Annotated in this window: 24 protein-coding genes; 6 read left to right on the forward strand and 18 right to left on the reverse strand. The window is 64.7% G+C overall.

Annotated elements, in window-relative coordinates:
* Positions 1-3: 3 nt before the first annotated feature.
* Together rpsG and rpsL are read right to left on the reverse strand one after the other, a co-directional pair.
* On the reverse strand, positions 4-474 hold the full coding sequence (gene rpsG, locus A9995_RS02275; RefSeq protein ID WP_067608556.1) for a 30S ribosomal protein S7: 471 nt from the start codon (positions 472-474) through the stop codon (positions 4-6).
* Between the two features lie 214 nt (positions 475-688).
* Complete coding sequence (rpsL, locus tag A9995_RS02280; RefSeq protein ID WP_054118152.1) at positions 689-1,060, reverse strand: 30S ribosomal protein S12; 372 nt, start codon at positions 1,058-1,060, stop codon at positions 689-691.
* 479 nt (positions 1,061-1,539) lie between these two features.
* Between rpsL and A9995_RS17175 the strand changes: the two genes are divergently transcribed.
* Entirely contained in the window at positions 1,540-2,256 is a 717-nt protein-coding gene (locus tag A9995_RS17175) for a hypothetical protein (RefSeq protein ID WP_199797191.1), read from the forward strand.
* A 69-nt stretch (positions 2,257-2,325) separates the two neighbouring features.
* Entirely contained in the window at positions 2,326-3,201 is an 876-nt protein-coding gene (locus A9995_RS17180; protein WP_199797192.1) for a hypothetical protein, read from the forward strand.
* 132 nt (positions 3,202-3,333) lie between these two features.
* On the opposite strand, the gene A9995_RS02290 is transcribed toward A9995_RS17180, so the two are convergent.
* Both A9995_RS02290 and A9995_RS02295 read right to left on the reverse strand, forming a co-directional pair.
* The gene (locus A9995_RS02290; protein WP_067608558.1) at positions 3,334-3,615 is read right to left on the reverse strand and encodes a hypothetical protein; all 282 of its coding nucleotides are present in this window, start codon (positions 3,613-3,615) and stop codon (positions 3,334-3,336) included.
* A 4-nt stretch (positions 3,616-3,619) separates the two neighbouring features.
* Positions 3,620-4,435 (reverse strand): LysR substrate-binding domain-containing protein, encoded by an 816-nt coding sequence (locus A9995_RS02295; protein ID WP_067608562.1) that lies wholly within the window; start codon positions 4,433-4,435, stop codon positions 3,620-3,622.
* A 210-nt stretch (positions 4,436-4,645) separates the two neighbouring features.
* Between A9995_RS02295 and A9995_RS02300 the strand changes: the two genes are divergently transcribed.
* Both A9995_RS02300 and A9995_RS02305 read left to right on the forward strand, forming a co-directional pair.
* Positions 4,646-6,820 carry an RNA degradosome polyphosphate kinase gene (locus tag A9995_RS02300; RefSeq protein ID WP_067608566.1) on the forward strand — a complete coding sequence of 725 codons (2,175 nt, stop codon included), beginning with the start codon at positions 4,646-4,648 and terminating at the stop codon, positions 6,818-6,820.
* Entirely contained in the window at positions 6,817-8,331 is a 1,515-nt protein-coding gene (locus A9995_RS02305; RefSeq protein WP_082992413.1) for a Ppx/GppA family phosphatase, read from the forward strand. The genes A9995_RS02300 and A9995_RS02305 overlap by 4 nt, the downstream gene beginning before the upstream one ends.
* A gap of 43 nt (positions 8,332-8,374) precedes the next feature.
* Here the strand turns inward: A9995_RS02305 and apaG are convergent, their stop codons facing one another.
* Complete coding sequence (gene apaG, locus A9995_RS02310) at positions 8,375-8,773, reverse strand: Co2+/Mg2+ efflux protein ApaG (protein ID WP_067609471.1); 399 nt, start codon at positions 8,771-8,773, stop codon at positions 8,375-8,377.
* A 182-nt stretch (positions 8,774-8,955) separates the two neighbouring features.
* Here apaG and A9995_RS02315 point away from each other — a divergent pair, with 182 nt between their 5' ends.
* Positions 8,956-9,369 (forward strand): DUF6628 family protein, encoded by a 414-nt coding sequence (locus tag A9995_RS02315; RefSeq protein WP_067608569.1) that lies wholly within the window; start codon positions 8,956-8,958, stop codon positions 9,367-9,369.
* A gap of 12 nt (positions 9,370-9,381) precedes the next feature.
* On the opposite strand, the gene A9995_RS02320 is transcribed toward A9995_RS02315, so the two are convergent.
* Together A9995_RS02320 and A9995_RS02325 are read right to left on the reverse strand one after the other, a co-directional pair.
* Entirely contained in the window at positions 9,382-10,587 is a 1,206-nt protein-coding gene (locus A9995_RS02320; protein WP_067608572.1) for a PLP-dependent aspartate aminotransferase family protein, read from the reverse strand.
* 133 nt (positions 10,588-10,720) lie between these two features.
* On the reverse strand, positions 10,721-10,936 hold the full coding sequence (locus A9995_RS02325; protein ID WP_067608575.1) for a hypothetical protein: 216 nt from the start codon (positions 10,934-10,936) through the stop codon (positions 10,721-10,723).
* Between the two features lie 216 nt (positions 10,937-11,152).
* On the opposite strand from A9995_RS02325, the gene A9995_RS02330 reads away from it, so the two are divergent.
* Positions 11,153-12,439 carry a phospholipid carrier-dependent glycosyltransferase gene (locus tag A9995_RS02330; protein WP_067608578.1) on the forward strand — a complete coding sequence of 429 codons (1,287 nt, stop codon included), beginning with the start codon at positions 11,153-11,155 and terminating at the stop codon, positions 12,437-12,439.
* Positions 12,440-12,454: 15 nt separating this feature from the next.
* Here A9995_RS02330 and A9995_RS02335 read toward each other — a convergent pair whose 3' ends face one another.
* The 11 genes from A9995_RS02335 to pgi all read right to left on the reverse strand — a co-directional run bounded on the left by A9995_RS02335 (position 12,455) and on the right by pgi (position 22,882).
* Positions 12,455-13,615, reverse strand: a complete 1,161-nt coding sequence (locus A9995_RS02335; RefSeq protein WP_082992414.1) for a glycosyltransferase family 2 protein — start codon at positions 13,613-13,615, stop codon at positions 12,455-12,457.
* Complete coding sequence (leuB, locus tag A9995_RS02340; protein ID WP_067608584.1) at positions 13,557-14,627, reverse strand: 3-isopropylmalate dehydrogenase; 1,071 nt, start codon at positions 14,625-14,627, stop codon at positions 13,557-13,559. Before leuB ends, A9995_RS02335 begins: the two co-directional genes overlap by 59 nt.
* Positions 14,624-15,274, reverse strand: coding sequence for a DNA repair protein RecO (locus A9995_RS02345; RefSeq protein ID WP_067608587.1), 651 nt, complete (start codon positions 15,272-15,274; stop codon positions 14,624-14,626). The genes leuB and A9995_RS02345 overlap by 4 nt, the downstream gene beginning before the upstream one ends.
* A 27-nt stretch (positions 15,275-15,301) precedes the next feature.
* Entirely contained in the window at positions 15,302-15,535 is a 234-nt protein-coding gene (locus tag A9995_RS02350; protein WP_067608590.1) for a hypothetical protein, read from the reverse strand.
* A 107-nt stretch (positions 15,536-15,642) separates the two neighbouring features.
* Positions 15,643-15,888: an accessory factor UbiK family protein gene (locus tag A9995_RS02355; protein ID WP_067608593.1), complete on the reverse strand. Its 246-nt coding sequence runs from the start codon at positions 15,886-15,888 to the stop codon at positions 15,643-15,645.
* Between the two features lie 45 nt (positions 15,889-15,933).
* Positions 15,934-16,503 (reverse strand): TspO/MBR family protein, encoded by a 570-nt coding sequence (locus A9995_RS02360; protein WP_067608596.1) that lies wholly within the window; start codon positions 16,501-16,503, stop codon positions 15,934-15,936.
* Between the two features lie 132 nt (positions 16,504-16,635).
* The gene (gene gorA / locus A9995_RS02365; RefSeq protein WP_067608599.1) at positions 16,636-18,000 is read right to left on the reverse strand and encodes a glutathione-disulfide reductase; all 1,365 of its coding nucleotides are present in this window, start codon (positions 17,998-18,000) and stop codon (positions 16,636-16,638) included.
* A 118-nt stretch (positions 18,001-18,118) separates the two neighbouring features.
* Positions 18,119-19,516, reverse strand: coding sequence for a DEAD/DEAH box helicase (locus A9995_RS02370; RefSeq protein ID WP_067608602.1), 1,398 nt, complete (start codon positions 19,514-19,516; stop codon positions 18,119-18,121).
* A 240-nt stretch (positions 19,517-19,756) separates the two neighbouring features.
* Positions 19,757-20,167, reverse strand: a complete 411-nt coding sequence (locus A9995_RS02375) for a BLUF domain-containing protein (protein ID WP_199797193.1) — start codon at positions 20,165-20,167, stop codon at positions 19,757-19,759.
* Positions 20,168-20,840: 673 nt separating this feature from the next.
* Positions 20,841-21,014, reverse strand: coding sequence for a hypothetical protein (locus A9995_RS16925; protein WP_168157307.1), 174 nt, complete (start codon positions 21,012-21,014; stop codon positions 20,841-20,843).
* Positions 21,015-21,298: 284 nt separating this feature from the next.
* The gene (gene pgi / locus A9995_RS02380; RefSeq protein ID WP_067608608.1) at positions 21,299-22,882 is read right to left on the reverse strand and encodes a glucose-6-phosphate isomerase; all 1,584 of its coding nucleotides are present in this window, start codon (positions 22,880-22,882) and stop codon (positions 21,299-21,301) included.
* Positions 22,883-22,928: the final 46 nt, after the last annotated feature.

Consider the following 22,928-nt stretch of genomic DNA (forward strand, 5'->3'; position numbering starts at 1 on the left):
GCATTACCAGCGGTAGTGCGAGAAGGCGCGGTTGGCGTCCGCCATGCGGTGGGCGTCTTCGCGCTTCTTGACCGCGTTGCCGCGGTTGTTGGCGGCATCCATCAGCTCGCCGGAAAGGCGCGCCGACATGGTGGTCTCGGGACGGCCGCGGGCCGCCGAGATGACCCAGCGCATCGCGAGCGCCTGGGCGCGCTCGGGGCGCACCTCGACCGGCACCTGATAGGTGGCACCGCCGACGCGGCGCGAACGCACCTCGACCTGCGGCTTCACGTTCTCGAGCGCGGTGTGGAACAGCTCGATCGGGTTGGCCTTGGCCTTTTCCTCGACGGAGGCGAGCGCGGTGTAGACGATCCCTTCCGCGACCGCTTTCTTGCCGTCGAGCATGAGGTTGTTCATGAACTTCGACAGGGTCTGATCCCCGAACTTGGGATCGGGCAGGATGACCCGCTTTTCGGGACGACGACGACGTGACATATTTCTAAACTCCCTTGGAGTTTGGGCCTCGGGTCCGGCCCTCTCCCCCGCCCAGCCACCCGATACCGTATCGGGTTATAATCGGGTGGCTGGGCGGGGGAGAGGGCCGGTGCCGCATAGGGAGGGACGGATGTCCCGACCGCACGCAACAAAAACCAACACACCCACAAAAAACTAAAACCTCACCGCAAAGCTCGCGCTCGCGGCACGTTCCTTACTTCGGCCGCTTGGCCCCGTACTTGGAACGCGACTTGCGGCGATCCTTGACGCCCTGCGTATCGAGCACGCCGCGCAGCACGTGGTAGCGCACGCCGGGAAGATCGCGGACACGACCGCCGCGGATCAGCACGACGCTGTGCTCCTGGAGGTTGTGGCCCTCGCCGGGGATGTAGGAGATGACCTCGCGCTGGTTGGTCAGGCGAACCTTGGCCACCTTGCGCAATGCCGAGTTCGGCTTCTTCGGGGTCGTGGTATAAACACGGGTGCAAACGCCGCGCTTCTGCGGGTTCTGCTCCATCGCAGGGACCTTGGACTTGGCCTTCTGCGGAACGCGGCCCTTGCGGACCAGCTGGTTGATCGTCGGCATGATTTCTCACTTCACCTTCGTTTTCCGGTCATGCGGTAGTGCATGACCGGGGACGCCCCTTCCGGGCGCGAAACCGGTGCCCACTTTCGCTGAAGGGGCTCGGTCCATGCCAGTCAGGACTGATGGATTGGGCGGGACAGGGATGAAGGGTTATCGGCCAGTCCGTCATCCCGGCGAAAGCCGGAATATGGTTCCGCAAGCTCGAGGCGCGCGGAACGCGAATTCCGGCGCGGGGCCGGAACGACGACTGGACCTGAAACACTCCACCCGCGGCCCGCAAAAGCCACCGGGTTACTTTACCGGCTGCCCCGGGCGACCCACCCCCGCAAGGAGGCGACCGCCGCAATAGAAAAGAGCCTCGCGCTTGCTAGCGACAAGGCCCCGGGACGAACCGGCAATGTTCAGCTCTATCTGACCACCACAGGTTTCGCGCGGACGCGGGGCCTGTCGTGGATGGGGCGCGCTTAGGGGGATTCGGGGTGGGGGTCAAGGTGTGGGTTGGGCGTGCGTCATCTAGCGAGAGGGTTGACGGACCCTTAAGTCCGGCGGAATGTCTTAGATTAAAGAACATGAGGGGCAACATGGTAAGAGCTGCAACGAAGAAGAAACCCGCTACCAAAAAGGCCATCGCGCCGGTGAGCGCCCCCGCTTATACACTTAAGCAGTTCTATCTCGACGACCACCCTAGAACCCTGTTCCCTCTAGATACAAATAAAATCCTAATTGAGAACGGTTCGAAAAAAATATCTGAATTCATTAACGAAATGATATCCGAAAATAGGCATTTCCTTCCTCAAAGAACTGTCCATGCGAACAAAGACAGGTATCATCTCCGAAGGACGGCTAAGCTCGATCCAGTGGCAGAATACTACTTATACGACATTGTATTTCGTAATAGAAGTAGGTTCCGCAAACCGCATTCAGAAAAGAAAAAGCACTTTGGCTACAGATTTGAAGGAGGCAAGCCCCAGCACTCTTCGTCAAGCTATCGCAAGTTCAAAGAAACCGTTTGGGTTGAGGGAATATTTGAAGAGAATAGAAAGTATTTAAGCTTCGATATTGCCTCCTACTTCAACAATTTATACCATCACGACCTGAACGCGTGGTTCTCAGCTCTTGGCCTGAATGACCCTCAAGACTCTATAAACTTTGGTAAGTATCTAAGGGAGATTAATGCGGGGAGATCTTTAGATTGATTGCCCCAAGGCTTGTATCCTGCGAAAATGATCGGAAACGACTTTCTTCGATTTATTGAGGAAAACTGCTTGCTGAAATCCGAACATATTTATCGGTTTATGGATGATATTTGCCTTGTAGATGAATCTCAGGCGATATTAAATCGAGACTTCGATTTAATACAGAGGCTTTTAGGTCAAAAGGGCTTGTCCATAAACTCGGCCAAAACATCTAGCGGCAAACCGGACGAGTTCGATTCAGCAGATGAGGACATTAACGAGCTTAAGAAAAAGCTACTTCAGCGGCGCCGAGAAGTTATCATTTCTCACTATGATGAGATCGATGAACCAGAGGACGAAACATCTGAACAAGGCGAGGATTTACCTCCCCTCACTGAGCAGGAAATCGAATTTGCTACAAGCCTCCTTGCTAGCGACCACGTGACTGAGGAGGACGCCGAATTAGTCCTTATCGTTATGAAAGACCACGTTAATCGGATTAAGGGTCACTTAAATCTCTTTGCGGAGAGATTTCCACACCTCGCTAAGAATTTCTATTTGCTTTGCGGTGAGGCTGACGACAAAGAACATGTCGCAGATGTCGTAAGGGACCTTCTCGTTTCAGATAGCTTCGTCGGAGAATATCAGCTTTTTTGGTTCGGAATGATGTTAGACAGATATCTACTCGATACTTCGAAAGCTAAAGATATCACTTCTTTGCTTTATGACCATGCCAATGCCACCGATATTACCAGAGCGAAGATTTTGGAGATTCAGGACAATCGTTTCGGACTGCCGGAATTTCGAGAGGGGTTCCTTCGCGAAGGTCGATCTGATTGGCTAGCTTGGTCATCTGCCGTTGGTTCGCTGGCGCTAGGCAAAGACGCCCGAAATTATCTCTTAGGATATTTCAAGAATGGTTCAGTTATGAACGCATTGGTCGCCGATATTCTCGAGACGATGTAATCCTTGGTGGGTCCAATATAGACGCTGCGTGTTGCCGTGCAACGCCATCGGCGTCGTTCCTGCGCTAGACCAAAGAGCCCGTTCAATGAAGCGTGAACCCGCCGCCCACACCGCACCTTGGCCTAAACTTCCCTAAACTTCCGCCTTCAGCCACTTCCCCGCGCCGCTGCTCAGCCCCTTGAACTTGGGCCAGCCCTCGGGCTCGTCCTCAAGCGGCGCGCAGAGCAGCGCGGTGCCTTCGGGCAATTGCCATTTGATGCGGTGGTAGAGCTTCGAGCGGGTCAGAGCCGAGCGGACCAGCCACAGCCCCTCGGCCAGCGGATGCGCGTCGCCGTGGAGTGTGAAACCCGCGGGCACCTGCGCGGCGGGGTCGTGCCAGAGGAGGTAGAGCGTCTCGGGTCCGGTATCCGCCAAGCGCTCACTCCGCCTTGAGGAAATCCACCAGGTTCTTCACCTTGCGGGTGCGCCATTGCGGGAGCGGGGCGACCAGCCAGTAGGCGCGGCGGCCGGGCTCGGGGCCTTCGAGCACTTCGAGCCGGCCATCGGCGATCGCGTCCTTAACCAGCAGTTCGGGGAGCACCGCGCGGCCCAGCCCGGCGAGCGCGCTCGACAGCGCCTGCCCGGCGTTGGAGACCGCGACATGCGGCTCGGCACCCTCGGGCAGCCCTGCGCCCCAGTCGATCCAGCGCTCGGGCGGCTTGCCCTTCGCCTTCCCCTTCCCTTCGGCGGGCTTGGCAACCGTGACGCGCGCGGCGGGGGCCAGCTCGACCCCCTCCAGCTCGCCCGGGCCATCGACCAGCCGCACCGCGCAATCGAGGTTCGCCTCGGTGAAATCGGCCAGCTCGTCGGCGACGAAGGAAAAGCGGACATCGGGGTATTCGCTCGCGAAGGCGGCCAGCCGCGGGGCGAGCCATTGCGCGTAGAACTCGCGCGGCGCGGCGATGGTGTAGCGGTCGCTCGCCTGCCCGGCCTGCATCGCCTGGACGCTCTCCTCGAACTTGAGGAAGCCCTCGCGCAAGGCATCGAGCCCCGCGCCGCCTTCCTCGGTCAGCTCGAGCCCCTTGCTGGTGCGGCGGAACAGGACGGTGCCGAGGTGATCCTCGAGCGCGCGGATCTGCTGGCCGACCGCGGCGGGGGTGACCGCCAGCTCGTCCGCGGCGCGGGTGAAGCTGAGGTGCCGCGCGGCGGCATCGTAAACGCGCAGGGCGTTGAGGGGCAGATGGGTGCGCTTCATGGTGCGGCCCGTCTAGGCAGTGGCGCTGTTCAGCACAAGCGGGGGCAGCACAGGCGAGGCCAGCACAGGCGGAGCGAGCACAAGCGGCTCTGCCTTCCTGCGGCCTTGCGCCTAGTGTAACCGGTTCTTGACCGCTGCGTTACCATACTGGCGCGGCGGTGCGGCGAGCGTTACCAGCGCCGCCGAAACGAGAGGAGCCCGAGACCAGCGATGAACGCGCCCGAAAAGATCGCGCCCGGCGCAAGCTCGGCGCCCAGTTGCGATTCGCCCGCGGAGCGCTACGTCAACCGCGAGCTGAGCTGGCTGAGCTTCAACCGCCGGGTGCTCGCGGAGAGCGAGAACACGCGCTATCCGCTGCTCGAGCGGCTGCGGTTCCTGTCGATCTCGGCGAGCAATCTGGACGAGTTCACCATGGTCCGCATCGCCGGGCTGGAAGGCCAGATGCAGCGCGGGATCGAGACCACCGGGATCGACGGCCGCTCGCCGCGCCAGCAGCTCGACGCGATCCGCGAACAGGTGATTGCGGTCGAGGAGCGCCAGCAGGCCAGCCTCCAGGAGTTGCGCGGGCTGCTGCGCGAGGAAGGCATCCTCATCGCCGATATCGCCGAGCTGGACGAAGACCAGCAGGCCTGGCTCGAAACCTATTTCACCACCGACATCATGCCGCTGATCACCCCGCAGGCGATCGATCCGGCGCACCCCTTCCCCTTCGTCCAGAACATGGGGATGGGCGCGCTGTTCCGCCTGAAACGCGCCAAGCCCAAGCTCGATCTGATGGAGATGGTACTGATCCCCAGCGCCGCACCGCGGTTCGTCCGCGTGCCGGGCGAGCAGGCGGTCTATGTCGCGATCGAAAAGCTGATCGTGCATTATGCGCGCGAGATCTTTCCCGGGTTCAAGATCCTGGGCGACGGGATGTTCCGCGTGCTGCGCGACAGCGATATCGAGGTCGAGGACGAGGCCGAGGATCTGGTGCGCTACTACCGCAGCGCGATCCAGCGCCGCCGCCGCGGCCGCGCGGTGCTGCTCGAGCTCGACGACGAATGCGACGCGCAGGCCGAGGCGCTGCTGCGCGAAGAATTCAACGTCGACAGCGCGATGGTGATCAAGTCGGGCGGGATGCTGGGGCTGCGCGAGCTGAGCGCGATCTGCCGCGAACCGCGCCCCGACCTCAAATTCCCGCCCTTCAGCCCGCGCTTCCCCGAGCGCATCCTCGAGCATGACGGCGATTGTTTCTCGGCGATCAAGGCCAAGGATATCGTCATCCACCACCCCTACGAGAGCTTCGAGGTGGTGGTCGATTTCCTGCGCCAGGCGGCAACCGATCCCAACGTCGTCTCGATCAAGCAGACGCTCTATCGCGCGGGCGACCAGTCGCCAGTGATCGCGGCGCTGATCGATGCGGCGCAAAACGGCAAGGCGGTGACCGCGGTGGTCGAGCTGAAGGCGCGCTTCGACGAGGAGCGCAACATCCGCTGGGCAAGCGAGCTGGAACGCGCCGGCGTGCAGGTGATCTATGGGTTCATGGAGTTGAAGACGCACGCGAAGGTCAGCCTGGTGGTCCGGCGCGAGGAGGATGGCTACCGCACCTACTGCCACTTCGGGACCGGAAACTACCACCCGATCAACGCCAAGATATACACCGATCTGAGCTTCTTCACCGCCGATCCGGCGCTGGGGCGCGATGCCGCCAAGCTGTTCAACTATGTCACCGGCTATGTCGAACCCAGGGGAGTCGAGAAGATCGCGGTCTCACCGCTCAATCTGAGCGAACGCCTGTTCGAACTGATCGATCGCGAAATCGCCCATGCGCGCGCGGGCAAGCCGGCTGGCATCTGGGTCAAGCTCAACTCGCTCACCAACCGGCCGATGATCGACAAGCTCTACGAGGCGAGCCAGGCGGGGGTGGAAATCCGGATGGTGATTCGCGGGATATGTTCGCTACGCGCCGGGCTCCCGGGCCTGTCGGAGAACATCCAGGTCAAATCGATCATCGGCCGCTTCCTCGAACACAGCCGCATCTGGTGCTTTGCCAACGGCAAGGATCTGCCCAGCCGCCAGGCCGAGGTCTTTATCACCTCCGCCGATGCGATGAGCCGCAATCTCGATCGCCGCGTCGAGGTGCTGGTGCCGGTGACCAACAAGACCGTCCACGATCAGGTGCTGGGCCAGGTGATGCTGGCCAATATGCTCGACACCGAGCAAAGCTGGGAATTGTACCCCAACGGCCAGTACGAGCGGATGCGCGATGATGGCCCCGAGGATGCGAACGGCTTCAACTGCCACCATTATTTCATGAGCAACCCTTCGCTTTCGGGCCGCGGTGCGGCACTGGAGGCGGGTGCGGTACCCCGGCTCAAACTGAAGGATCAGGATAGAGCGTGAGCAAGAATGGAAAAATCCGCCGCGAGCGGCGCATCGTCCACGCCCCGAGCGCGGTGATCGACATCGGTTCCAACACCGTGCGTCTGGTTATCTACGAGGGATCCCCGCGCGCGCCGCGAGTGGTGTGGAACGAGAAGGTCGCCGCGCGGCTGGGCCGCGACCTGTCCACCACCGGAAATATCCCCGATGAGGCCGCCGAGGAGGCGCTGGGCGCGTTGGCGCGTTTCGCGCTGCTGATCGAGGATCTCGATATCGACGATGTCCAGATAGTCGCCACCGCCGCAGCCCGCGATGCGATCAATGGCCCGGAGTTTCTTGCCAAGGTCGCCGATCTCGGGCTCGAACCCCGCCTGCTCTCGGGCGCGGATGAGGCCGAAGCCTCGGCCATGGGCGCGATCGGCGCCTTCCCCGGCGCGCATGGTGTGGTCGCCGATCTGGGGGGCGGTAGCCTCGAGCTGGTTTCGATAGCCGAGGGCAAGAGCCATCACGCGACCAGCCTGCCGCTGGGCACGCTTCGGCTGCCGGCGTTGCGCGCCGGATCGGACAGGAAATTCGACAAATCCGTGCGCGCCGAGATCGCCGAGGCCGGCTGGGCCGCGGAACATCCCGGCCCGCTCTACATGGTCGGCGGCACCTGGCGCGCCTTTGCCGCCTATGCGATGCGCAAGCGCGATTTCCCGCTGACCGATCCGCACGGCTATGTGCTCGACATCGAAACCGCGGACGAGCTTGCCGCCGAGGCAATGAGCGCATCGCCCGAAAAGCTGGCCGAAATGTCGGGCATCAGCGCTATGCGCGCGGGCTATCTTCCCGATGCCGCCGCCATGCTGCGCCCGCTGCTAGACGAACTGCAGCCCGACGGGCTGATCTTCTCTTCGTGGGGCCTGCGCGAAGGGCTGCTGTTCTCACGGCTCGACGAGTTGCAGCGGACCAAGGATCCGCTGCTGGCCGGTGTCGCCGATTTCGCCGAGATGCACGGCGCCTCGATCACCCATGCCGCGATGCTTGCTGGATGGAGCGTCGAGCTGGCCGATGGCAAACGTCGCAGCGAGGGTAACGAGCGGTTGCGGCTCGCCAGCGCACAACTGGCCGCCGCGCTTCACCGCGTCGAACCCAATCTGCGTTACAATCACGCGCTCGAATGGGCGCTCGACAAGCGCTGGATCGGTTGCGACGCGCGCGACCGGGCGATGCTGTGTGGCGCCCTGATCGGCAGCATGGGCCGCAGTTCCATTCCCGACCGGCTGCGCAGCCTCGCCAGCGACGACGACCTGCGCGAGGCGGTGACCTGGGGGCTGGGTTTCAAGCTCGCACGGCGGCTGGGTGCGGCCTCGCGGGTCTCGATGCTCAGCAGCGCGCTCATTCGCAAGAAGAAGCGGCTGATCCTGCGGCTCGACCCCAGCCGCGCGCCGCTGGGGAATTATCCGGTAACCAAGGATCTCGAGATCCTTGCCAATTTTCTCGAGCTGGAGCCCAAGGTGAAGATCGGTAAGGTCGAACCGGAGGACTGAGCCACGCGCGGGGTTTACCCAGCCAACCCGGTTAGCGCTGGCGTCAGTTGGCAGTCGCGGGAGCGGCGAGCGGGAAGAACGGAATGCGCACTTCGAGCGGCGAGCCATCCTCGCTCTCGAAGGTGTAGAAACCTTCCATCGAGCCATGCGGAGTGTCGAGCGGGCAGCCCGAGACATAGTCATGCGCCTGACCGGGGACCAGCACCGGCTGTTCGCCGACCACGCCCTCGCCATCGACGATGCTCACCCCGCCGCGCCCGTCGGTAATCCGCCAGTGGCGGCTGCGCAATTGGACGGTCTCGTCCGAACCGTTCTCGATCCGCACATGATAGATCCAGAACCAGCGCGCGGATTCGGGCTGCGACTGTTCGGGGAGGAAGCTGGCGGTGACGCGCACGGTAATCCCGTGGGACATCGCGGCATGGGGGAAGAGCGCTTTAATCACCTGCCCAAGGTAGCGTTTGTGGCGCGCGCGACAAGGGGCGAGGCGGTTTCGATCGCGCGCGACAAACTCTGCCTCGCGATGGATCGAACCCATCCGGATTACGCCCGAAGCGCTCCCGGGCCAGCAATTGTCGCTTGCGAATGATTTTCATTAGCATAGGATGGCCGCAAGGAGATCGCATGGCCCATTCGCATGATTCGACCACTCTCGACCTGCCGCTTCCCGCCCGCCGGGAGAAAACCCTCGGGCTCGTGCTGATCCGCAGGATGGCGGGGCACGGACTCAATGATTCACGCGCCACAATGCTGGCGATGGACGCCGCCGGTCCGGGGTTCCCCAAGCTGCTGGTGGTAGCGCGCGCGCTGGTGCTGGAACTGGCGCGGACCTCGCGGCGGCGAATCCTGCTCGCACCCTGCTGCGCCGCTGGCATGACTCGTGACGAGGGACTGCTGATCGACATGATCTCGGGCGGCGGCCTCGAACTGCACGCCGCGCTGACCGACGACGCGCCCTGCACCACCGCGCTCTCGACCGCGCGGGCGCTTGGCCGTGAGCTCGAGCGGGTGGCGCTGCGCAACGGCTGGCGGCGCTAGGAACCGGCGGCGCTAGAACCCTGCAGCGGTCAGGGCGCGGTCGATATCCTCGGTGATATCGGCGATATCCTCCAGCCCGACATTGATCCGCAGCAGGCCCTCGGTGACCCCCATTTCCTCGCGCGCATCCGCGCTCATCCCGGCATGTGTGGTGCTGGCGGGGTGGCACATCAGGCTGCGCGCATCGCCGATATTGTTCGAGATATCGACCAGTTCGAGCGCATCGAGCAGCGCGAAGGCCTTTTCGCGGATCCCGACATCGAAGGCGAAGATCGGCCCGAAGGCATCCATCTGGCGCGCGGCGAGTTCGTGGCGCGGGTGGCTGGAGAGGCCGGGGTGAAGCATGCGCGGCCCCCGAGCCTCGATGAAGCGGCCCAGCTCGAGCGCGTTCTCGCTCTGGCGATGCGCGCGCAGACCCAGCGTCTCGAGCCCCTTGAGCACCACCCAGGCGTTGAAGGGTGCGCAATTGGGGCCGGTATTGCGCTGGAACGGGAGCAGCACTTCCTCGATCCACTCGGCGCTGGAGCAGACCGCGCCAGCGAGCACCCTGCCCTGTCCGTCCATCAGCTTGGTGGCGCTGTAGGCCACGACATCGGCGCCGAATTCCATCGGCCGCTGCAGCGCGCTGGTCGCGAAAGCGTTGTCGACCACGCTGGTGATGCCATGCGCCGTTGCCAGCCCGCAGACGTATTCCAGATCGACAATGTCGAGCGTGGGATTGGCGGGGGTCTCAAAGAAGAACACCTTGGTGTTGGGGCGGATCGCGCGCTCCCATTCTGCATCGACCGCGCTGTCGATCACCGTGGTCTCGATCCCGAACTTGGGCAGCAGGTTGTCGACCAGCCAGCGGCACGATCCAAAGGCGGCGCGCGCGGCGACGACATGATCGCCGGTCTCGAGCTGGCACAGCAGCGCCGTGGTCATCGCTGCCATCCCGCTAGCCTGCGCGCGGCAGGCCTCGGCGCCTTCCATCAGCGCGATCCGCTCCTCGAGCATGGCGACGGTGGGGTTCTGGAGCCGCGAATAGGTCATGCCCTGCGCCTCGCCGGCAAAGCGCGCGGCGGGGGTGGCGGCATCGTCGTAGGTGTACCCCGAGGTGAGGAAAAGCGCCTCGCTGGTCTCGCCATGTTCCGAGCGCCAGGTGCCGCCGCGCACGGCCTGCGTCGCGGGACGCCAGTTGCGGGTGATCGAGCGGTCGGTTCCGGTGGTCTGTTTCATCGCGCGCCTGTCTAGGCAGCGTGTGGCCCGGCCGCAAGCGGCTCTCGCAACAGCACGCGCTCACGAAAAAGGGGCGGAGAGTTGCCTCTCCGCCCCCGTTTTTCGCAAAACCGAAATCTTGCGGCCCGAAATCTTACGGGCTGACGGCGTCGTCGTCGTCATCCGCGATGAGGATGATGCCGACGATCACGGCCGCAGCGGCCAGCAGGCCGATGATCAGGCCGGAGCCCCCGAGGCCCATTTCACTTTCGCCATCGACCGGAGCCGAATAACGCTCGGCGGCAGCAACCGGCGCAGCGATCATCGCAGCGGCGGCGGCGGCACCAAGAACTGTTGCAGTCTTCTTCATATTGGAACTCCACGCATTGCATTCAAAATGACGGTGCTTAACGGTCGCGACTCGCATCGCTCGGCCCCCCGCCTCAGCCATGGCGATTTAATGAAACCATAGCATGACAGGCTCGTGGCGAAACTTTGTTTCTGCAAGGCGGCCCGCAGACAGGACGAAACCTGTGGTTCTTTCGCCACTTGAACGCCGACGGCGAGGCATTTAATCCCCTCCGCGATGAATAGCTCCGTCAGGCCCGACCACGATCCGCGCGCCTGGTGCCAGGCGCTGACACTGGTCTTCTGGCTGGTCTGCCTGATCCGCCTCGCCATCCCGAGCATCCCCTATTTCGACGAGGTGCACTATCTTCCCGCGGCGCGCGAGCTGCTGGCGCTGGGCGAGTTCACCAATCGCGAGCATCCGCTGCTGGGCAAGCAATTGCTCGCGTTGGGGATCGCGCTGCTGGGCGACAACCCCTGGGGCTGGCGACTGGTGCCCAGCCTGTTTGGGGCGCTGGCGCTCTACGCCGCGATGCGCGCGCTGTGGCACGCGACCCAGAGCCGTTTCGCCACGCTCACCTATGGCGCGCTGCTGGCGACCGGCTTCCTGCTGTTCGTCCACGCGCGCATCGCGATGCTCGACGTGTTCTATATCGCCTTCCTCGCGCTCGCCTTCTGGCAGGGCGCGGGCGCGATGCGCGAGCCCGAGACCGGGCGGCGGCGGCTGGCGCTGGCGGGGGTGGTGATCGGGCTGGCGATGGCGGCCAAGTGGAACGCGCTGGTGCTGGCGCCGGTTCCGGGGCTGGTCTTCCTCGCGATGCGCGCAATGGCCGGGCGGCGCCGGCTGCTGCTCAGCCGCCGCGGCGCGCCGGTGCCGGGCATCACGCTGGTCGAGGCGGCGCTGTGGCTCGGGCTGGTGCCGCTGCTGGTCTATGCCGCGAGCTATCTGCCCGGTTTCTGGTTCGAGCGCGGGGCGATCGGCAGCGCCGAGGGGGCAGCGGGTTTGATCGAACATCATGCCGCGATGCTGGGGATGCAATCGGGCGTCACCCAGCCCCATCCCTATTCGAGCCAATGGCTGCAATGGCTGCTCAACGCCCGCGGCATCTGGTTCCTCTACGAACCCATCGACGAGGTACAACGCGGAATCCTGCTCATCGGCAACCCGCTGACCATGCTGCTCGGCCTGCCCGCTCTGGGCTGGGCGGCGTGGCGCGGTATCGCGAAGCGCGAGGGCGTGCCGCTGGCGCTGGTCGGGCTCTACGCGCTGACGCTGGGGTTCTGGGCTGTCGCCGACAAGCCGGTGCAGTTCTATTACCATTACCTGCTGCCGAGCATGTTCCTGCTCGCGGCGCTGGCGCTGACACTCGATGCGCTGTGGCAATCGGGGCGGCGCTGGCTCGCGGTTTTGCCCCTGGTGGGAAGCCTCGGCTTCTTCGTCTATTTCTACCCGATCCTCAGCGCCGCCCCGTTGGCGGGCGAAATGGCGTTCCTGCAATGGGCGTGGCTGCCGGGCTGGCGCTGAACCGCCGCGCGAACCTCAGTACCGACCCCAGACGAAGCGGCTCGACAGCGCGAAGTTCCACACCGAGCCGATCCCGATCCCGACCAGCGCCGCGGCCACTTCGTGCAGCCCCCGGTCATAGAGCGTGGTCGCCACCGCGACATTGGCGAAGGCGCCCACCGAACAGGCGGCGATGAAGCTGAGCCAGCCGCGCAGCACCGCGCCCGGCCGGGTCAGCCGCCGGTCGCGATAGGTGAGGAAATTGTTGAGCCAGAAATTGAAGGTCATCGCCCCGAAAGTGGCAATGGCCTGCGCCCATGGGAACGCGGTCCCCGCGGTTAGCAGGAACAGATAGAGCACCGCCATATGCACCAGCACGCCCAGCGCGCCGACGGTGCCGAACATGGCGAAGCGGGTCGGGATCAGGCGCCCGAAGCTCTTGTCGTAGAGCCCGGCGAGAAAATCGAAGGCCACCGCCCGGTCGAGCTTGGATTCGCCCGAACGCCGCGCGGCGAAATCGAGCGGGAACTCGCTGATTTTCAGCGTTTTCTCGCTGGTGGCGAGCAGGTCGAGCAATATCTTGAAGCCGATCGCCGAGAGCCGCGGCGCCAATGTCCGCGCGGTCTCGGTCCGCAGCAGGAAATAACCACTCATCGGATCGCTTAGTGCCACCCCGGTGAGCCTGCGCGCGAGCCTATTGGCGAAACCCGAGAGCCGCTCGCGGTCGGGCCTCCCCCAGTCTGCCATGCTCGCCCCCTCAGCAAAGCGGCTCGCCACCGCCACATCCGCCTCACCCGAACGAACCGCCGCGAGCATGGGGACGAGCAGGCGCGGATCGTGCTGGTGGTCGGCATCCATCACCGCCGCAAACGGCGCGGCGGTGGCGCAAAGCCCCTCGATCGCGGCGGAGGACAGCCCGCGGCGGCCGATTCGCTGGAGCACCCGGATGCGGCTGTCGCCGAGCGCCAGCCGCCGCGCCTCCTCGGCGGTGCCGTCGGCGGAATTGTCGTCGACGACCAGCACTTCCCAGCCGGTCGGGCCAAGCGCTTCGGCAATCCGCGCAAGCAGCGGCGCAAGATTGTCGCGCTCGTCGAGCGTGGGCAGGATGATCGCGAGTTCGAGCCCGGCCACGCCGGAATCAGGCGCCGTGCGCGAGATGGCGGAGAACTGCGGCGGTGATGTCTTCGGTCGAGGCATCGCCCCCCAGATCTGCGCCCAGCACGCCGTCGGTCAGCGTCTGCGCCACCGCGCGCTCCACCCGCCCGGCATCTGCCTCGCGGCCCAGCGAATGGCGCAGCAGCATGGCGAGGCTGAGGATCGCCGCGAGCGGGTTGGCCTTGCCCTGCCCGGCAATATCGGGCGCGCTGCCGTGGATCGGTTCGTACAAGCCGAAGGTGCCGTATTGCGTGGTGCGCTCGCCGAGGCTGGCGCTGGGGAGCAGCCCGATCGAGCCGACCACCGCACTCGCCTGGTCGGACAGGATATCGCCGAACAGATTGCCGGTCAGGATCACATCGAACTGGCCCGGCGCGCGCACCATCTGCATCGCGGCGTTGTCGACATAGAGATGGTCGAGGCGGATGTCGGGATAATCGCGCGCGACCTCGACCACGGTCTCGCGCCAGATGCGGCTGGTCTCGAGGACATTCGCCTTGTCGACGCTGGTCACCCGGCCGCGGCGCTTGCCCGCAGCCTCGAAGGCGATGTGGGCGATGCGGCGGACTTCGCTCTCGCAATAGGACATCGAATCCCAGCCCTCGCGCTCGCCGGCATCTGTGGTGCGCTCGCCCTTGGCGCCGAAATAGACATCGCCGTTCAATTCGCGGACCACCAGCAGGTCGATCCCGCGTGCCAGCTCGGGTCGCAGCGGCGAGAGGTTTTCCAGACCCGGCCAGCCCGCGGCGGGGCGCAGATTGGCGAATAGGCCGAGCTCGGCGCGAAGGCCCAGTATCGCCGCCTCGGGGCGATGCTCCCGGACCAGTGAGTCGCCCTCAAGGTCGCCCACCGCGCCGAACAGCACCGCATCGGCGGCGCGGGCCATTGCCAGCGTCTCGGCGGGGAGCGGGTGGCCGTGGCGGCGAAAGGCCGCCATGCCGACATCGCCTTCGAACAGCACGAGGCCCGGCAGCGACAGCGCATCGAGCACGAGCCGCGCGGCAGCGATCACCTCTGGGCCGATCCCGTCGCCGGGCAATAGCGCGATCTTCATGGTTTGAGCTCTCCGCTATTATCGTCGATCGGGCCGTCAATTCTGGCCAGCCGTTCGCACAGCTGCCTGCGGGCCGCCATAACGTCGGCGCGGGTATCGGCAATCAGGTATTCGGCAACCGGGCGCTCGAGCCGGCCCAGAATTTCCAGCCCCGCCGCAAGATCCGCTATCTCCGGACGCGCCCCGCCTTCGTTCTCCGGTCCGGCGTACCCCATCTCGCGCAGCAGCAGCATCTCGTACACCACCAGCCCCTCGACCCAGCCGCGCGCCGAGGGCGCCGAGCAGATCGCATCGAGCAGGCCTGCGAGCGCGGAATGGACCTGCGGATAGGGCTGGCGTTCGGGAAGCGCGGTGGCGGTCAGCGCACAGGTCCAGGCTATCGCCGCGGCGGGAAGCGGTTCGCCCAGCCACGGGCCGCGGCTGGCGGTGAGTTCGAGCCGCGCGAACGGCAACTGGCCTTCGGATTTGGAGCGAATGTCGGCCATCACCTGATTACCCGGTATGACCACCGGGCGCAGCTGGCGCCCGCGTCCGCCCGCGACATAGGCGGCAACCAGCCCGGCCTCGACGGTCAGCAGCCGGGCGATGACCGCGGTTTCGCCCTGCGGGCGCGCGGCGACGAGGATGGCGGGGGCGCGCAGGTGCATCCCTGTCCGCCTAGCGCTGCGTGCGGGTCAGGCCAACGCCTCTTTCGATTCCTTCGCCGCGAGGTTCGCAGCGCGTCCCATCGTCCAATTGTCCTGCATCCGCACTTCGGGATTGGGCGCGCACCAGATTTCGCCGGATTTGCTGATCGCGGTGACCCAGATCAGATTATGCTCCTGCCCGTAGTCGATCACGCCGAGGGCATAACCGTCGCCCTTTCCGAGGACGTGGAGAGGAATTGGGGGATCGAGTTGCGTGAACATGGCGCAAGACCTTTCGCCAAGCGCGACGCGCCAACAGGAATTCAGTTCCGAGCCCCAGAGAAAATCGCGTTACCCTCCCCGCTTACCCTGCCCGCGCAGGGAAAGGCTCACTTGGCCTTGGCTTCCAGCGCGGCGATGCGCGCGGCGAGTTTCTCGTTCTCCTCGCGCGCCGTGCTGGCCATGGCCTTGACCGCGTCGAATTCCTCGCGGGTGACGAAATCCATCCCCCCGAAGGCTTCCTTGGCGCGTTCGCGAGCGGATTCGCGCGCTTCGCGGGTCATCCCCGCAAAGGTCCCGGCGGCCGAATTGGCCAGTTTGACGAAATCGGCGATGAGCGGGTTCTGGCTTTGCATGGCGCTGAGATGGGCGCGGAGGTGCGGATTGTCCAGAGGCTGAAATCAGCCGCCGATCCGCACCCGTTCGACCGCGCCGTCGCGGGTCTCCCCATTGCCAGCGGTCCCCTCCCCCTCGGGGTTGAGCTGGAGGAACTGGTAATTGAGCGCGAAGGCGAACAGCACCCAGGCGAGATAGGGCAGCAGCAGCGCGCCCGCGAGCCGCCGCACCCGCCAGAACAGCACGATCACCGCAACCAGCGTCACCGCAACCAGCCCGATCACCAGCAGCCCCCCGGCGATCTGCTGCATCCCGAAGAACACCGGGGTCCAGGCCAGGTTGAAGGCGAAATGCACCGCAAACACCGCCAGCGCCAGCGTCCGCCCGCGCGCGCCCCAGGCGGCGCAGACCAGCGCCAGCGCGAGACCGATGACGACATAGAGGATCGTCCAGACGATCCCGAAAGCGGCGGGCGGCGGATAGATGCCGGGCTTGGTCAAATTGGCGAACCAGGCGGTATCGGGGCCGCTCGATTGCCCCGCGAGGAAGCCGAGCAGCACGATCAGGGGTACGGTAAACAGCGCCCAGCGGATGAAACTCGCGCGCAATTGTCCGCGCGAAGCCAGCATGTTCATGCAATTTTCCCCGATATCCCGATTCGTTGCCTTGCGTTTAGGCATGCGCGGGCGCGCAAGGCAATCGGGCCACGCGAATGCGTCGCGCGCCGGGACGGCGTGATCATCGGTCGACCGATGGTGCGCGGGTACTCAACGCAACAGCACCAGTTCCTCGGCCATGGTCGGGTGGATCGCGGTGGTGGCGTCGAAATCGGCCTTGGTCAGACCCGCCTTCACCGCGATCGCCGCCGCCTGCATCATCTCGGGCGCATCGGGGGCGATCATGTGGATGCCGACGATCTTGCCGCTGTCGCCGTCGCAGACCATCTTTATCAGGCTGCGTTCGTTGCGACCCGCCAGCACGTTCTTCATCGGGCGGAAGTCGGACAGGTAGACCTTGACGCTGCCCAGCTTGTTCTTGGCCTCGCCTTCGGTCATGCCCACCGCGGCGATCGGCGGATGGCTGAAGACCGCGCTGGGGATGCAGGAATGGTCCACCGCGACGGGATCGTGCCCGCCGAAAACGGTGTCGGCGAAAGCCTGCCCCTCGCGGATGGCGACCGGGGTCAACTGGACGCGGTCGGTAACATCGCCGACCGCATAGATATGGTCGACACTGGTCTTGCTGAAGCGATCAACCACGACCTCGCCGCTCTCGCCCAGTTCAACACCCGCCTTGTCGAGCCCGAGGCCTTCGGTGTTCGGAATGCGTCCGACGGCGAACATCACCAGATCGGCCTTCTCTTCATCGCAGTCGGACAGCTTGACGAAAAAACCGCCTTCGTCGCAGGGCTTGATATATTCGAAGGTGGTGTTGAAACGGAACGCGATCCCCTTCATCGTCGAGATCTGCAGCAGCCGGTCGCGCACCGCCTCGTCATAGCTGCGCAGCAAGCGGTCGCCGCGATTGACGATGTGCACCTCGCAGCCAAACTCGTTGAAGATGCCTGCAAACTCATTGGCGATATAGCCGCCACCCGCGATGATGATCTTCTTGGGCAATTCGTCGAGGTGAAACGCCTCGTTCGAACTGATCGCATGCTCGGCGCCCTGGCATTCGGGCATGCGCGGGCGGGCGCCCGTGGCGATCAGGATATGGTTCGCGGTCACCACCTTGCCGCTGGCGAGGGTGATCTCGTGCGGGCCGGTGATCTCGGCGCGCTCCTTGAAGATCGTCACATCGTGGTTTTCAAGCGTATCCGTATAGGCGCCTTCGATCCGGGTGACGTCGTCCAGCACATTGTCGCGCAGCGTCTTCCAGTTGAAGCGCTTGCCCTCGATTTCCCAGCCGAACCGCTGGCAGTCCTCGAGATCTTCGGCGAAATGCGCGCCGTAGACGAGCATCTTCTTGGGCACGCAGCCGCGGATGACGCAGGTCCCGCCGACGCGGTGCTCCTCGGCGATCGCGACCTTGGCGCCATGCGCCGCCGCGACCCGGCTGGCGCGCACGCCGCCCGAACCGGCGCCGATGGTGAAGAGGTCGTAGTCGTATTCGTCGGAGGTCTGAAAAACCACGCGCGCGCTCCTTGAAGGGGGAGCGCGCGCTATGGCTTTCATGCGGCGGGTCGGCAACCCCGCGTGTGGCCCCGCGTGTAGCCCAACGTATGGGCCCGTGCAGGGGTCGCCCTAGCCGTTAGCGTGCAGACTGGCTGCGGCCGCCACGGCTGCGGTTGCGGTTCTGGCCGCCACCCGAGCTTCCGCCCGAACGGCCCTGGCCGCCACCATCACCGTCGCGACGCGGCTTGCCGGTGCGCGAGGGATGCTTCTTGCCGGCCTGGCCGCCGCGCGACGGGGTGACCTGCGCGCGGCCCTGCTTCTGCTGGTGCTCGCGCTTGGTCGGACCGACGCCCTCGACCACCGCACGGAAATTCTCCGGCAGGTCGAGCCGTTCGAATTCGGCATCGGTGAGCTTGCGGATATCTTTCAGATAGGCGCGCTCGTCCTCGGCGCACATCGCGATCGCGATGCCCTCGGCTCCGGCGCGCGCGGTGCGGCCGATGCGGTGGACATATTGCTCGGGCACGTTGGGCAGCTCGTAATTGATCACGTGGCTGACACCGGGAATGTCGATCCCGCGCGCGGCGACATCGGTCGCGATCAGCACCGGGGTCTTGGCGCGCTTGAACTCGTCGAGCGCGCGTTCCCGCTGCGGCTGGCTCTTGTTGCCGTGGATCGCATTGGCGTGGATGCCGACCTGCGCCAGCTTCTTCACCACCCGGTCACAGCCATGCTTGGTGCGCGCGAAGATCAGCACGCGTTCCATCTTGCCGGGGATCTGATGGCGACCCGACAGGATCAGCTCGAGCAGCGACTGCTTCTCTTCCTGCTGGACCATGTAGAGATACTGGTCGATCCGCTCGGCGGTGGTGCTCTCGGGGGTCACTGAGACCTGGACCGGGTTGCGGCAATATTTGCCGACCAGTTCCTTGATCGCCTTGGGCATGGTGGCCGAGAAGAACAGCGTCTGGCGTTCCTTGGGGACCAGCTCGCTGATCTTGCGCAGCGCATGGATGAAGCCGAGGTCGAGCATCTGGTCGGCCTCGTCGAGGATGAGGATTTCCACGCTGCCAAGCCCGATCGCCTTCTGGTCGATCAAATCGAGCAATCGGCCCGGGGTGGCGACGAGGATGTCGGTGCCGCGGTGGAGCTTGTTGCGGTCCTTGTTGACCGAGGTCCCGCCGACGATGGAATGGACCTTGAGCCCGGCAAGCGCGCCGTAATCCTTGGCGGACTGGGCGATCTGCCCGGCCAGCTCGCGCGTCGGCGCGAGGATCAGCATGCGGCAGGATTTGAACGGCGTCTGGTTGTCGGCGGCGCGCAACCGGTCGATGCTGGGAAGCATGAAGGCGGCGGTCTTGCCGGTGCCGGTCTGGGCGATACCCATCAGGTCGCGCCCGGCGAGCACGGCGGGGATCGCCTGCGCCTGGATCGGGGTGGGAGTGGTGTAGCCCTGCAGGTCGAGGGCCTGGAGAACGGGCTGCGACAGCCCCAGATCGGAGAACTGGACGGGCTGGTCGGAAGTCTGTGTCATGTGTGTATTGAACTCGCAAAAGATGCGGCGCGCAGACGGAATCGTCGCGCGGTCGCGGTGGTTTCAAACCGCCCGCGTGAAAAGGGAAGTCTTCATGGAATGAACCGAAATGCGGCCGGGGCGGGCCTATGGGCACGCCGCTTCACGCGAGGTCGCGCGTTTCGATTGTGTGCATGTGGGGAAGTTGCGCGGGAAAGTCAATTTGTTTCGCGGACGGGGTCCTATGGGACCGCAAGTGAATCACGGGCCGGACGCACCCGCCCTGGCCTTGTCCGCAATCCGGTGGAACACCGCGCGCAATTCTTCGGGGCTGGCCTTCTCGATAGCGCCATCTGCAATTTCGGCTGGCGACCAGGTCAGGGTCGGCAGCTCGTCGTCGAGCATCTCCCACTCCGGAAACATTCGCTCCTCGACCGTTTCGGACAGCGCCAGGCAGACCTCGGCATGGCGGTCGTCCTCAAGGATACGCGCATAGAGGGCATCGATCGCGCCGGCGGGCCCTTCGATCAGCTGGACATAGACGTCGTGCCGACAGATCAGCGCGCCGGTTATGTCGTCGCGCCGGTTGTTGCGGCGGGCCTGGATCAATATGCCGGCAAGCGTCGAATTGTCGAACCCGAACGGCTGCGAGCGGTAGATCAGCTGCTTCATTTGCATGCCTCCTGCGGGTACTCGCACAACAGAATACTTCATTTGCTTCGCTGTCGATAGCCATCGACCTTGTGCGACCCTGCTGCCGGTCCGGATCACGCGATCGCGGCGTCCCCGCCTCCTACGAGCAGTCCGGCTGCGAGGCCAAGGTCTCCCCTCGTCATTGCGAGCCGCCGCAGGCGGCGTGGCAATCCATGGTGGACGCCCGCCAACAACACCGACGGCAGCGAAGGCCCGGTGGCTTCACGCCATGGATTGCCGCGTCGCTGCGCTCCTCGCAATGACGAGAGCGAGAGCCCGGAGTGGCCAACCCGGACCGAGGGTGCGTTCCCGGCAGACAAAGGGGAGCCAAGTCGGGACTCGGACCTGAAACCGGACCGTCGGCAAACGACCCACCAGCGGACAGTCCGCCTACATGGTCTGGGATGCACTAGGTAGAGGATCGAGCGTCACCATTCGGTCAACGATCACATCGTGGTCGAACATGCCGAAGTGAGCATGATGCCCGCGCTCGGCAGTCATTCTGCCTACAAACTCGACTTCGTAGTAGCCCCCATCTCCCTCCTCAGGCTTTTGTCGACCCATCAAGGTCTGAGAATAACTAAGCCAGATATTGTCACCTGGGGCATCGTAACCGCATTCCGTTGCGGGCTCAGGGCAAAATCGAGAACCCTCAAAATCGTTGCGCCATATCCCGCGAAACTTTTGGGGTGGCGACATTTTTAAAACACTCGTCCACGGCCAAGCTAGAGATAGCGGCGATGCCGCCATAGTGTGCCCTATCGACACACTCGTCAGTCATCCCTGGAAGCCGGGTTTGCATCTCGCGAAGTTCGGGATCTTCCATCTTGGGAATGGCTCGGTCGCAAGAAGCCACAAGCGCAGTGCATCCTACGAGAAGGGCTGCAAAGATCTGCCGTGAAACAATCATCCTCAAACCTGTCACGCCTATCGTCTGCTTTCCACCCCAATATCGGACGTTCGCGCCTGATGGATCGCACCCCGAAAGCTGCCCGTCCGCTATGAGCGGGTCCGGTGCCAAGGCTGCCCTTCAACCAGCGCTAAGTGCCGGAGTTCAGGCGATCGCCAAACCGAGGTCCGCCGCAGGGCAATCGAGCCTCCAGCCCCCCCTCACCCCAGCCCCGCACGCTCCAGCAACCCCGCCGTGCTCGCATCGAAGCTCCCGCCGCCCACCTCGATCGCCTTGGCCATCTGCTTGCCGAGTTCGACCCCGAACTGATCGAAGGGGTTGATCCCCATCAGCACCGCGCTGGCGAAGGTGCGGTGCTCGTGGAAGGCGATCAGCGCGCCCAGCGTCGCGGCGTCGAAATCGTCGGCGAGGATGGTGGCGCTGGGGCGGTCGCCGGGGAAGTGGCGTGCGGGGTCATCGCCCTTGTCGCCCGCCATCAGCGCCGCAGCCTGCGCAAAGCAATTGGTCAAAAGGATGCGGTGATGCGCAGGGTCGAGCGCGTCGCCCGGTGCCACGCTGGCGATGAAATCGACCGGGACCAGATGCGTGCCCTGGTGGAGCAGCTGGAACACCGCGTGCTGCGCATCGGTGCCCACCCCGCCCCAGGTCACCGGCGCGGTCGGGCCGTCGACGGGGCGCATATCGGCGGTGACGCGCTTGCCGTTGCTCTCCATCTCGAGCTGCTGGAGATAGGCCGGGAACAGCCCCAGCCGTTCGTCATAGGCGAACACCGCGCGGGTCTGGCAGCCGCGCACACGGTTGTAATAGAGATCGGCGAAGGCGGCGCGCAGCACGAGGTTGGCGCTGCCATCGGTGTCGCGGAAATGCTCGTCCATCGCCTTCGCCCCGGCGAGGAAGGCGCGGAAATCCTCCATGCCCGCAGCCATGGCGATCGGGAAGCCGATGCTCGACCAGAGCGAATAGCGCCCGCCGACGCTTTCGGGGAACGGCAGGATGCGGGTTTCGTCGACCCCCCATTCGACCGCCTTTTCGGGGCTGGCGGTGAGCGCGACCACTCGGCCGTAGGGGTCGGCGATGCCGTTGTCCGAGAGCCATTTGAGCGCGGAGGTGGCGTTGGTCATGGTCTCGATGGTGGTGAAAGTCTTGCTGGCGACCGCGACCAGCGTCTTGGCGGGATCGCAGGCGGAGAAGGCCGCCTCGAGCGCGACCCCGTCGATGTTGGAAACAACATGGACGTCGCAATAGGCGAGCTCGCGGCTGAGCGCATCGACCCCCAGCGCGGGGCCCAGCGCCGAGCCGCCGATGCCGATATGGATCAGATGGTCGATATCGCCCAGCGCGCCCTCGTGGATCGCCTCGACCAGCAGCGCCATCCGCTCGAGCAGCGCCTCAGCCTCCTCGACCTTCGCGGGATCGCCAACGCCGCGCAGGGTGGCATGGTCGGCGGCGCGGTCCTCGGTCGGGTTGACCACCTCGCCCGCGAACAGCTTGGCGCGCATGCCGGCGAAATCCATCGCCTCGGCGAGTTCCTCGAAGGCGGCGAGCACCGCACGGTCGAGATGGGTCTTCGACCAGTCGAAGAAGATTCCCCCGGCATCGAGAATCGCGCTTTCGCCCTCGGTTTCGCTCCCCAGCTCGATCCGGCCCGAGAGCATGGCGACGCGCGCCGCATCGCCGGGTTCGTCGGAGCCTTCGCCGCCATCGCGGGTGGCGCTGAACAATTCGCGCAAGGTCGGGCGTGGCAGGGCTTCGAGGCGGGTCCACAGATCGGAAGGCGAAGTCATGCGCAAAAGTCCTTTTATGGCCGGCCCTGCGCGCCTAGGGAAACGC

The organism is Erythrobacter sp. QSSC1-22B (assembly GCF_001678665.1).
Classification (GTDB): domain Bacteria; phylum Pseudomonadota; class Alphaproteobacteria; order Sphingomonadales; family Sphingomonadaceae; genus Qipengyuania.

What these genes read in the sequence shown, in the direction of transcription:
- leuB (WP_067608584.1), bottom strand. Translation starts at nt 14,627, where the DNA reads ATGAAGATCGCGCTATTGCCCGGCGACGGGATCGGCCCAGAGGTGATC.
- A9995_RS02350 (WP_067608590.1), bottom strand. Translation starts at nt 15,535, where the DNA reads ATGTTCACGCAACTCGATCCCCCAATTCCTCTCCACGTCCTCGGAAAG.
- A9995_RS02330 (WP_067608578.1), top strand. Translation starts at nt 11,153, where the DNA reads ATGAATAGCTCCGTCAGGCCCGACCACGATCCGCGCGCCTGGTGCCAG.
- A9995_RS02295 (WP_067608562.1), bottom strand. Translation starts at nt 4,435, where the DNA reads ATGAAGCGCACCCATCTGCCCCTCAACGCCCTGCGCGTTTACGATGCC.
- A9995_RS02345 (WP_067608587.1), bottom strand. Translation starts at nt 15,274, where the DNA reads ATGCACCTGCGCGCCCCCGCCATCCTCGTCGCCGCGCGCCCGCAGGGC.
- A9995_RS16925 (WP_168157307.1), bottom strand. Translation starts at nt 21,014, where the DNA reads ATGGAAGATCCCGAACTTCGCGAGATGCAAACCCGGCTTCCAGGGATG.
- rpsL (WP_054118152.1), bottom strand. Translation starts at nt 1,060, where the DNA reads ATGCCGACGATCAACCAGCTGGTCCGCAAGGGCCGCGTTCCGCAGAAG.
- A9995_RS02300 (WP_067608566.1), top strand. Translation starts at nt 4,646, where the DNA reads ATGAACGCGCCCGAAAAGATCGCGCCCGGCGCAAGCTCGGCGCCCAGT.
- A9995_RS02355 (WP_067608593.1), bottom strand. Translation starts at nt 15,888, where the DNA reads ATGCAAAGCCAGAACCCGCTCATCGCCGATTTCGTCAAACTGGCCAAT.
- A9995_RS02325 (WP_067608575.1), bottom strand. Translation starts at nt 10,936, where the DNA reads ATGAAGAAGACTGCAACAGTTCTTGGTGCCGCCGCCGCCGCTGCGATG.
- A9995_RS02320 (WP_067608572.1), bottom strand. Translation starts at nt 10,587, where the DNA reads ATGAAACAGACCACCGGAACCGACCGCTCGATCACCCGCAACTGGCGT.
- rpsG (WP_067608556.1), bottom strand. Translation starts at nt 474, where the DNA reads ATGTCACGTCGTCGTCGTCCCGAAAAGCGGGTCATCCTGCCCGATCCC.
- A9995_RS02360 (WP_067608596.1), bottom strand. Translation starts at nt 16,503, where the DNA reads ATGAACATGCTGGCTTCGCGCGGACAATTGCGCGCGAGTTTCATCCGC.
- pgi (WP_067608608.1), bottom strand. Translation starts at nt 22,882, where the DNA reads ATGACTTCGCCTTCCGATCTGTGGACCCGCCTCGAAGCCCTGCCACGC.
- A9995_RS02315 (WP_067608569.1), top strand. Translation starts at nt 8,956, where the DNA reads ATGGCCCATTCGCATGATTCGACCACTCTCGACCTGCCGCTTCCCGCC.
- A9995_RS02375 (WP_199797193.1), bottom strand. Translation starts at nt 20,167, where the DNA reads ATGAAGCAGCTGATCTACCGCTCGCAGCCGTTCGGGTTCGACAATTCG.
- A9995_RS02335 (WP_082992414.1), bottom strand. Translation starts at nt 13,615, where the DNA reads ATGCCTCGACCGAAGACATCACCGCCGCAGTTCTCCGCCATCTCGCGC.
- A9995_RS02370 (WP_067608602.1), bottom strand. Translation starts at nt 19,516, where the DNA reads ATGACACAGACTTCCGACCAGCCCGTCCAGTTCTCCGATCTGGGGCTG.